Source organism: Alcanivorax sp. HI0083 (assembly GCF_001635175.1).
This window is the reverse complement of sequence record NZ_LWFX01000627.1, coordinates 1-409: the sequence shown is the minus strand read 5'-3', so window position 1 is coordinate 409 and position 409 is coordinate 1. Positions and strand designations below refer to the sequence as shown.

At 49.4% G+C, this 409-nt stretch carries 1 pseudogene; it reads right to left on the bottom strand.

The annotated features are described in order from the left end of the window. A pseudogene (locus A3754_RS27400) lies at positions 1 to 409 on the bottom strand (transporter); the annotation flags it as partial.

Here is a 409-nt window from a genome sequence, read left to right as displayed (position 1 = left end):
TCGGCATAGAAATGCCAAGCAGCACATCTGGGGAGTCTTCGGTTAAACCAAAGCCAAAACTCAAGTTCACAATGCGGTTGCTGGAAGTACGCAAGCCCAGTGACGTATTCACGACACTGGATGTGGAATCTTCTGACTGAGCGGAATAACTTTCGAAAATAAAATTGGTATCGAAATTATACGATTGCTGATAACTCGCGCTCAGGGACACCTCATATGAAAGCGCATACGCAAAGCCCATGGAGAAATTCAGGCTATCGCCCGGCTGCACTTCGCGCAGAATCTGGTTTCCTCGCAGCTGATTCAACCCGGTGGCGTCAAACGCGTAGGTGTACCCTACAGAGCCGAAAAGCACGACTGGATCAATAACTTTACTCGCGCTGACGCCAGCACCCAAAGAGTAATACCC